The organism is Streptomyces sp. NPDC005774, from assembly GCF_042871645.1.
GTDB classification, from domain to species: Bacteria; Actinomycetota; Actinomycetes; order Streptomycetales; family Streptomycetaceae; genus Streptomyces; species Streptomyces pratens.
Genome location: NZ_JBIAIV010000103.1, coordinates 1 through 8,673 on the forward strand (window position 1 = coordinate 1; position 8,673 = coordinate 8,673).

An 8,673-nucleotide genomic window follows, 5' to 3' on the forward strand; every position below is an offset into this window, starting at 1 on the left:
CCCGCGGAGCGGGTACCACATCGCTGCGCGATGTGCAAGCGAACCCCCGCGCTGCGCGCGGGGGTTGCGCTCCCGCTCCGCGGGAGCGCTGGCGGGTGGCTGCGCCACCCGCGCAACCCCGATGCTGCGCATCGGGGTTGACGCTCCGTCCGCTGCGCTCCCGGTAGCGGGACTTCGTTCCGCTACCGGGCTTCCGCTGCGCTGCAGCCCGGGCCGGCGGGTCCGCTGCGCTCCCCCGCCTGACGGTCCTTCCGGCTGCGCCTCCAGGGCCGTTGGGGCCCGCTTCGCGGGCCGGGCTGGCTGCAAGAGTGGGGGTTGCTCGTTCATGTCGGGTGCTGGTGTACTGGCTTCATCCAGGATGATGCACATGTAGTGTTGGCGGAAACACGGGACACCCTTCCAACCATCCGGTGCGGGTCCAGTTGTCCGCGCTTTTCGGAAAAGGGAAAACGCATGTGGAGTGCTCAGGACGTGGCGCGGGATCAGGTCCGGCGTCAGGCGGATGGCTTGGACGTCGCCGCCGTTGCGGAAAAGGTCGCGGAGGCCGCTGTCCGTGAGCGGGAAACCGCGGAGCAGTTGAGGGGCAACGGTTCCTTCTACGCCTTCGAGATGGATCGGGAGCGGTTGGCTGCCATCTGGTGGGCCCAGCACGCCGAGTGGCAGCGCGTCAGGAACTTGATGACTGCAGCCAGCTGGAGCGTGTACGAGCCGGAACGGGACGCTCAGGGCTCGGTGTGGGCTCGCGAGCGTGAGGAACGGCTTGCCGGTGCTCTTGCGGCACAGACCCCCTTCGGGGAACGGCGGGGGGAGGACGCAGATGAACTGCGGGCGGAGGTCCGGCTGTCCCCCGCGTCCAGTCGGCTGATCCGGGTGGTGGCCGGACGGACGGGGCTGCGTCCTTCTGAGGTCCTGGCCCAGCTCGCCGAGCAGCTCGTCGTGGGCGAGGACGGCACGGTTTCCGTCCCGCCCTTCACACCGTCCTGGTGAGTTCCGAAGCCAGCGGAAAAGAAGAAAGAGAAGGCGTGTGGAAATGCTGGGTATTCAGCTTCGGGAACACCAGGTCGATCAGAAGTCGGCTTTTCGGAGGTGGGTGGGATTTCCTGCAAGGTCATCCGTGCCGCCGGAGGGTGCCCGGGGCACGATCGTGTCCGCGACCGGATCGGGCAAGACGATCACCGCCGCCGCGTGCGCGCTGGACTGCTTCCCGGGCGGGCGGATCCTCGTGACCGTGCCGACCCTGGACCTGCTCGCACAGACCGCTCAGGCGTGGCGGCTGGTGGGCCACCGCTCCCCGATGGTCGCGGTGTGCTCCCTGGAGAAGGACGAGGTCCTGGAACGGCTCGGGGTGCGCACCACCACCAACGCGATCCAGCTCGCCCTGTGGACCGGGAGCGGGCCCGTCATCGTGTTCGCCACGTACGCCTCCCTGGTGGACCGCGAGGGCTTCGAGGGTCCGATGGGCCAGGGCAAGGTTCGCGGGCCTTTGGAGGCCGCTCTGGCGGGCGGGGAGCGCCTGTACGGGCAGCAGATGAGCGGTTTCGACCTCGCCATCGTGGATGAAGCCCACTCAACCGCAGGCGATCTCGGCAGGCCGTGGGCGGCGATCCACGACAACGCTCGCATCCCGGCGGACTTCCGGCTCTACCTGACCGCGACCCCGCGCATCCTCGCCCCGCCCCAGCCGCAGCAGGGCGCGGGCGGCCAGGAGGCGGAGATCGCGACCATGACCGACGACCCGAACGGGACGTACGGCGCGTGGCTCGCCGAACTCGGGCTCTCAGAGGCGATCGAGCGGGGCATCCTCGCCGGATTCGAGATCGACGTCTTGGAAATCCGCGACCCCTCCCCCGTCGTCGGGGAGTCGGAGGAGGCGCAGCGGGGCCGGCGCCTGGCGCTGCTGCAGACCGCCCTTTTGGAGCACGCGGCGGCGTACAACCTGCGTACGGTCATGACGTTCCACCAGAAGGTGGAGGAGGCCGCCGCGTTCGCGGAGAAACTGCCCCAGACGGCAGCCGAGCTGTACGCAGGCGACGCCTCCGACGACGACCTGGCCGCCGCGGACGGGCTGCCGAAGTCGTCAATCGACGCGGCCTTCTACGAGCTGGAGGCCGGCCGCCACGTCCCGCCGGACCGGGTGCGGGCGGCGTGGCTGTGCGGCGACCACCTCGTGGCCGAGCGGCGGGAGGTGCTGCGCCAGTTCGCGAACGGCATCGATGCCGCGGGCCGGCGCGTACACCGGGCGTTCCTGGCAAGCTGTCGCGTTCTCGGGGAAGGCGTCGACATCACCGGCGAACGGGGCGTGGAAGCCGTCTGCTTCGCCGACACCCGCACCTCCCAGGTCGAGATCGTCCAGAACATCGGCCGCGCACTACGCCTGAATCGGGACGGCACCACAAAGGTCGCCCGCATCATCGTGCCCGTCTTTCTCGAGCCCGGCGAGGACCCGACCGACATGGTCGCCAGCGCCTCCTTCCGGCCCCTCGTCGCCGTGCTCCAGGGCCTGCGCAGCCACGATGAACGACTCGTAGAACAGCTCGCCTCCCGCGCCCTCACCAGCGGGCAGCGCACAGTGCACGTCCGGCGTGACGAGGACGGGCGGATCGTCGGGGCCGGCGGCGAGGGTGACGGCGAGGACCAGGAGGACGACACACAGGCCGGCGCCGAGTCGGCCCTGCTGCACTTCTCCAGCCCGCGCGACGCGGCCACCATCGCCGCGTTCCTGCGCACCCGGGTCTACCGGCCGGAGTCCCTGGTGTGGCTCGAGGGCTACCAAGCCCTCATCCGCTGGCGAGCCGAGACCGGCATCACCGGCCTGCACGCCGTCCCCTACGACGTCGAGGTCGCAGTCGGGGCGACCAAGGCGTTTCCACTTGGGCGGTGGGTGCACCAACAGAGAAAGGCCCTGCGGGCCGGAGAGCTCGAGGAGCGGCGCAAGACCCTGCTCGACTTGCCGCAGGCCGGGATGGTGTGGGAACCGGGCGAGGAGGCGTGGGAGTCCAAGCTCGCCGCGCTGCGCTCCTACCGGCGGGCCACGGGCCACCTTGCTCCCCGCCAAGACCAGGTGTGGGGCGAGGGCGAGGCGATGGTGCCGGTCGGTCAGCACATCGCCAATCTCAGGCGGAAGGGCGGCCTCGGGAAGGACCCGGAGCGGGCGGCTGAGCGCGCGCAGCAGCTGGCGGCGATCGACCCGGACTGGAACTGCCCGTGGCCGCTGGACTGGCAGCGGCACTACCGCGTCCTGACGGACCTGGTCGACGCCGACGGCAGCCTGCCCGAGATCCAGCCGGGCGTGCTGATGGACGGCGATGACATCGGACGGTGGCTCCAGCGACAGTCCCAGCCGGCTACTTGGGCGCAGCTGTCGACCGAGCAGCAGGAGCGGCTGTCCACGCTGGGCGTGAAGCCCGTCCAGGCGCCGTCTCCGGCCCCTGCGGCCACGCGTGCGGCGAAGGGCCCGGGCAAGGCGCAGCAGGCGTTCCAGCGCGGCCTGGCGGCCCTCGCGCAGTGGGTGGAGCGGGAAGGCGCCCACCGGCCGGTCCCGCGCGGCCACGCTGAGGAGACCGCGATCGACGGCGAGACGGAGCCGGTGGTCGTCAAGCTGGGCGTATGGGTCTCCAACACCAAGCAGCGTCGCGACAAACTCACACAGGAACAGCGCGCCGCACTACGGGAGCTGGGAGTGGAGTGGGCGTGACACACCGCCCGGCCAGTCGTTGGGCTGCAAGGTCAGCGGAGGGGGCCCGAGGACGTGGTGTCCTGGGGCCCCTGCCGTCGATCGGGGGGAGTAGCGAACTTGCTGTTCAGATCTGTCCATTCGCGCCATACGCGTTGGGAGGGTCTCCCCATGAACATCGTTGAGAACGTCGCGTCCGGCCTCTTCGTCGCACTGGCTGCCTGGGGCGCCCGGTTGGCCCGGCTCGAATGGCGTCGGCGTCGAATCGCCCGCGCTGGACGACGTAACCCCGCTGCCCGCTGATACGACGAATCCACACGAGAGAAGAGCAAAAGTCACATGGGAGTCATCGAACGGCCGGACCTGCCACCCGGTGCTCGCCGAGACCTCAACCAGAAGCTGCACACCCTGCATCGTCAGGCTGGTCTGCCCAGTGTCCGGGAGCTGGCCAAGGAGGTCGCCATGAGCCCCACTGGCGTCCACAACGCGTTCCGCCTGGCCAAGGTGCCCGAAAAGCGTCTGACGATGGCCATCGTCGACCGTCTGACGGTATGGGTCCGCGACTGGGGCGTGGGCATCAGCCGAGAGACCGGCATCGAAAAGACCCTCCGTCAGTTCGAACGGCTATGGCACCAGGCCAAGTACGAAGAGGAGGCACTCGTCGACCAGGGTGAGCCACTTCGCATGTCCGACACCACCCGAAGGCTCCTGTTCGCGCTCAGCCCGGAGTGCTCGATGTCTCACCCGACCCGGCAGCTTCCACAGCCCCACGACATCGTCGCCCTGGAAGACCCCGCCGTGACGAAGACCCCGGCGTTCCTCCGTAAGACCGGCTTGCAGCCGGACTTCCCCAACCCTTGGCATCTGATCCATCTGTGCCGCGGCTGCCAGCGCCGCCGCGAAGCCGGTGAACTCACCGAAACCGAACTCCGTGCGGCCCGCTTCGCTCTGGACCGGCGCCCGGGCGCGGCCCGGCACTACGCCGCGTACCTCGACCAGATGCTTCTGGGCGCCGAGGGCGTCGTGGACATGAACGTCGCCGGGCGGGCCCTTGCGATCATCAAGGCCGATCCAGAGATGGCAGTCACCCCGTACGCCCTAAACCACGGGGAGATTGTGGTCGACCGTACTCATGGTTCCCTGGAGTGGGGACACCACCCGTGTGAAGACGATCACTAGCACAGGCGGCCTTCCGGGAGGCTCGTCCCGGAAGGCCGCTGCTCTGCGCCGGCACCGCACTGGTGCTCAGGGCGATGCGCTGAGCATCCCAAGGACAGTCTCGAACCGGCTCAACGTCTCATCGTGGACCTGTGACTAGCAGTATCAGAGGCGTGCCAGGACTCGCTGCAAATCGTCTCGGTCGAATGCGTGGCCGAATACCAGCAGAGTTCGGGTGTAGGAGTCCAGAGCAGAGATGAGATCTTCCGAGAATCCCGCTACCGCGGGTAGATCCCAGGCACCGGTGAGCAGGTCGTCGAGGCGGCTAGGGTCAGCCGGCAGGTGGATGTAGATCTCCCACGGCGGGACGCCTTTGAGTCTGGCCCGCTCGGAGCGTGGGAACATCCGGTTTCGCTCGCTCCAGGGCCCGCAGTACTGCCAGTTCCGGTGCCGCTGTCATGTCCAGTGCTGTCGCCATCGCAGTCGGGTCCATTCGTTCGAGTAATGCCTCAGCAGTGCTCACCTCAGAGCACTGCCGACCTGCTTGATCCCGACCTGACGCTAGGCAGTGAGCCGGGGCGGACGAACGAGTTGTGCCGGATTTTGACTCGATTGAGTGGAGGCAGGCCACGACCGTCCTCGCCTTCGCCGTACTCACACCCGCCTCCCCCGCCCAGGTCTGCAATCACGCTCACAAGGTCCGGTCAAGGGGTGTTGGGTCCAGTTACGCACAGCTACTCTGACAGCTCTGTGCGCAAGGGGGGTTCATGCGGTTTGAGCAGCGGATGTATGCCCATATCAAGTTCTTGGGGCTGATGGCCGAGCTCTACGAGAACGAGTTCGAAGACTTCTTTCACCGCCTGATGTGCTCGCGATATCCCGACTTCGTCGACGTGCGCACCGCAGGACGCCTCGGCGACATGTCAGCAGACGGCCTCAGCCTGCACTCCCGCAAGCTGTACGCCTGCTACGGCCCCCAAACGGTCGATCCATACGAAATCAAGAAAAAGCTGAATAAGGATCTTTCGGGAGCGGTCGAGAAGCGTGGCGGTGAGTTCGACACCTTCGTCTTCGTGCACAACGACCGGCGAGGTGTGCACCCTGTCGTGGCGTCCTTGTTGGCCGAAGCGCGTGACAGCATGCCCTCGCTTCAGTTCGAGCAGATGGGCAGTCGGCGCCTGTGGCAGGAGTGCATGCAGCTTCCGCTGATGGCTGCGGAGGATGTGCTTCGGTGCGAGATCCCCATCAAGGACACGACTTTCGGCGTCGGGATGGAGGATCTGGCCCCGTTGCTGAAGCAGTTGCAGGACATCCGTGCCGAGTCCAACCCTCTGATGTCCCTGCCCGACGTGCCGGTGGAGAAGCTGGACTTCAACCGGATCGAAGGAGCGGATCGTGAAGACCTCCTCCGGGGCATGCGTCAGAGCTACCTGGTAGACGCGTTCTACGCCGGCACCCGGAGCGAGCTGGAGCATGACGAGGTGGCGGAGGGCTTCCGCCTGTACTACCAGCAGGTGCGTCGCGACTACAGCGACGCCGACGACGTCCTTTGGCAGCTCAAGATGTATTTTCTGGGGAACGCCCAGCCGCGACCGAAGGTGCTGCGCGCCGCCCTTGTGGTCCTGGCGCACTTCTTCGAACGATGCGACATCTTCGAGACGCCGCCTGCCGGCTGGCAGCCCGGCATCGGGTTGACCGCATGATCACTCCGACGAAGGGGATCGCTCCTGACCGCTGCCTGCTCGCTGTCGGCGCGCAGGTTCTTCTCCAGCTCGATGAACCGCGGACTGTCAGCCAGACGTGGTCGAGGCTGAAGAGCTGGCGCGCTGATCAAGCCCATACCTCGCCGGTATCGTTCGAGTGGTTCGTTCTGGCCCTGGACATCCTCTTCGCCATGGGTGCGGTGGAGCTGGACCAGGACGTTCTCGTCGCAAGGAGTACGGATGCTGCGCCGTCTGAGCGCTGACGACGCGCGGTTCAAAACGGTGGATTTCTCACCGGGACTGAACCTGCTGGTCGCGGACACCACCTCGTCGTCGGCTGAGACCGACAGCCGTAACAGCGCCGGCAAGTCGAGCGTGATCGAGCTCGTTCACTTCCTTCTGGGGGCAAAATCTTCCGGGTCGCTGGCCACGAACAGGGCCCTGCGCCACATCACCTTCAGCCTGACTATGGACTGGCCGTGGCAGGACGATCCGCTTGAGGTACGACGGCGCGGAGACAGTCCCAAGGTCGTGTCGCTGAGCCGGGACGTATCCGGCGTGCCCGCCGACACGCTCTTCACGGACGGCCAGGACGTCGAGCTGTCCGTGGAGCAGTGGAATCGCCTCATCGAGCGGAACCTGTTCGGGCTGGATGGCGACCATCCCGGAGTGAGCGGTCGCACGCTCCTGTCGTTCCTCATCCGCCGTGTCTCCGCTCACGGCTTCAACGAGCCCACTCGGACGTTCTCCCGGCAGCCCGCCGCGGAGGCATCATCGAACCTGGCCTACCTCTTGGGGCTGGACTGGCAGCTGGTCAACGGATACCGCGAGCTCAATGCCCGCAAGGCGACCAGAGATCAGCTGAGGAAGGCTGTCAACGATCCCGTATGGGGACGGATCGTCGGGTCCACGGCCGACCTGAGGGGCCAGATCACTCTCGCCGAGGCACAGGTCGAACGGCTGCGAGCGCAGGTTGCCGCCTTCCAGGTCGTCCCCGAGTACGAGCGCCTCAAAGAGCGCGCAGACCAGGTAAGCCGCCGAATCAAACAGCTCGCCCAGGACGACGTAATCGACCAGCACAACCTCGAAGAACTCCAAGGCGCGGTCACCGAGACCACCGACGTTGAGGTGTCCTACCTCGAGCCCGCCTACCGCGAGCTCGGGGTCATCCTCAACGACCAGGTCCGGCGTCGCTTCGAAGACGTCAAGGCGTTCCACCACTCCGTCGTACGCAACCGGCGCAGGTTCCTGGAGGAGGAGATCCAGGAACTTACCGACCGCCTGGCCGCCCGGCGTCAGGAACGTGCCGACCTGGGCGAGGACCAGGCCCGCCTCCTGCGCGAGCTGGCGGAAGGCGGAGCGCTGGAAGCGCTGACCGCCCTGCAGACAGCCCTAGGGCGGGAGGAGGCCGCTCTCGGTGCTCTTCGCCACCGCTTCGACGCAGCGCAGGCCCTGGAAGCCAGCGCCCGCCAGATCACCGCCAAGAGCGTCGAACTGCAACAGGCCGTCGACCTTGACCTCCAAGAGCGCCGGCAGCAGACAGACGAAGCGATCCTGCTGTTCTCCCAGTACGCCCAGCGCCTTTACGGCGAGGGCCGCGAAGCCTATCTCGCGATCGAGGCCGGCCGCACCAGCCTCAGCATCACACCCCGGATCGACGCCGACGACAGTCGCGGCATCAACAACATGGTCATCTTCTGCTTCGACCTCACCTTGGCGGTCCTCGCACACCGCCACGAGCGCGGACCTGACTTCCTCATCCACGACAGCCACCTCTACGACGGCGTGGATGAACGGCAAGTCGCGCGAGCCCTCGCGCTCGCCGCCGAAGTGACGGAGGAAGAGCACATGCAGTACATCGTCACCCTCAACACAGACACCCTCAGCACCGCAACTCAGCGCGGATTCGACCCCGAACCACACATCCGCAGCCCTCGCCTCACCGACGACGACGAGGGCGGCCTCTTCGGCTTCCGCTTCAAAGCCGCAGGCAAGGCATAGCGCCTGCCCCATCGCACGACGCGCGTCCGACCACGCGACTCACCGGGTGTGTCAAGTTAACGGCTGATCTTGGTTGTTGAGGTTCAGTTGCTGGCCGGGGTGAGCCGGCCCTCGAAGGTGATCTGGAATGCGTTGAGG

General features: G+C 67.1%; 6 protein-coding genes. All 6 read left to right on the forward strand.

Annotation, left to right across the window (positions count from 1 at the left end):
* The first annotated feature begins 453 nt into the window (after positions 1 to 453).
* The 6 genes from ACFYQA_RS38760 (at position 454) to ACFYQA_RS38785 (ending at position 8,535) form a co-directional block, all read left to right on the forward strand.
* Positions 454 to 987 carry a hypothetical protein gene (locus ACFYQA_RS38760; protein WP_388928442.1) on the forward strand — a complete coding sequence of 178 codons (534 nt, stop codon included), beginning with the start codon at positions 454 to 456 and terminating at the stop codon, positions 985 to 987.
* Positions 988 to 1,030: 43 nt separating this feature from the next.
* Positions 1,031 to 3,694 (forward strand): Helicase associated domain protein, encoded by a 2,664-nt coding sequence (locus ACFYQA_RS38765; RefSeq protein WP_388928444.1) that lies wholly within the window; start codon positions 1,031 to 1,033, stop codon positions 3,692 to 3,694.
* A gap of 318 nt (positions 3,695 to 4,012) precedes the next feature.
* Positions 4,013 to 4,852, forward strand: a complete 840-nt coding sequence (locus tag ACFYQA_RS38770) for a hypothetical protein (protein ID WP_388928446.1) — start codon at positions 4,013 to 4,015, stop codon at positions 4,850 to 4,852.
* A gap of 746 nt (positions 4,853 to 5,598) precedes the next feature.
* On the forward strand, positions 5,599 to 6,534 hold the full coding sequence (locus ACFYQA_RS38775) for an ABC-three component system protein (RefSeq protein ID WP_388928448.1): 936 nt from the start codon (positions 5,599 to 5,601) through the stop codon (positions 6,532 to 6,534).
* The gene (locus tag ACFYQA_RS38780) at positions 6,531 to 6,797 is read left to right on the forward strand and encodes an ABC-three component system middle component 6 (RefSeq protein ID WP_388928450.1); all 267 of its coding nucleotides are present in this window, start codon (positions 6,531 to 6,533) and stop codon (positions 6,795 to 6,797) included. The genes ACFYQA_RS38775 and ACFYQA_RS38780 overlap by 4 nt, the downstream gene beginning before the upstream one ends.
* Positions 6,775 to 8,535: an ABC-three component system protein gene (locus ACFYQA_RS38785; RefSeq protein ID WP_388928452.1), complete on the forward strand. Its 1,761-nt coding sequence runs from the start codon at positions 6,775 to 6,777 to the stop codon at positions 8,533 to 8,535. The genes ACFYQA_RS38780 and ACFYQA_RS38785 overlap by 23 nt, the downstream gene beginning before the upstream one ends.
* The last annotated feature ends 138 nt before the right edge of the window (positions 8,536 to 8,673 follow it).

Coding starts and splice junctions, on each gene's coding strand:
- ACFYQA_RS38760 (WP_388928442.1), top strand. CDS start 454: ATGTGGAGTGCTCAGGACGTGGCGCGGGATCAGGTCCGGCGTCAGGCG.
- ACFYQA_RS38780 (WP_388928450.1), top strand. CDS start 6,531: ATGATCACTCCGACGAAGGGGATCGCTCCTGACCGCTGCCTGCTCGCT.
- ACFYQA_RS38765 (WP_388928444.1), top strand. CDS start 1,031: ATGCTGGGTATTCAGCTTCGGGAACACCAGGTCGATCAGAAGTCGGCT.
- ACFYQA_RS38770 (WP_388928446.1), top strand. CDS start 4,013: ATGGGAGTCATCGAACGGCCGGACCTGCCACCCGGTGCTCGCCGAGAC.
- ACFYQA_RS38785 (WP_388928452.1), top strand. CDS start 6,775: ATGCTGCGCCGTCTGAGCGCTGACGACGCGCGGTTCAAAACGGTGGAT.
- ACFYQA_RS38775 (WP_388928448.1), top strand. CDS start 5,599: ATGCGGTTTGAGCAGCGGATGTATGCCCATATCAAGTTCTTGGGGCTG.